Consider the following 292-nt stretch of genomic DNA (forward strand, 5'->3'; position numbering starts at 1 on the left):
AATCTGGCTTACCAGCTCAGGTAGAACATGCCCTTGGCCAGCAGCACGATGCCGACCATGTGGCTGAAGACACTCAGGTGAATCCGGCGGAAATACGTCGAGTTCATGCGCCCGCTGTAGAGCAGGAACATGGCGGTGAAGAAGTGCCCGAGTACGCTCAGGGCGAGGAGGATCTTCAGGCTCAGCAAGGTGCCGAAGGAGGACGCCAGCGGGTCTGCCAGCAGCGGCAGGTAGCGCGTCCAGACCATGCCCAGGCCGGCACTGAACAGCACCAGCAACACCCAGGGCATCA

General features: G+C 61.3%; 1 pseudogene. It reads right to left on the reverse strand.

What is annotated here, in order from left to right:
• Positions 1-8 precede the first annotated feature (8 nt).
• Positions 9-292 (reverse strand): annotated as a pseudogene (locus IB273_RS31320) (hypothetical protein); the annotation flags it as partial.

Source organism: Pseudomonas sp. PDM19 (genome assembly GCF_014852215.1).
Lineage (GTDB): Bacteria > Pseudomonadota > Gammaproteobacteria > Pseudomonadales > Pseudomonadaceae > Pseudomonas.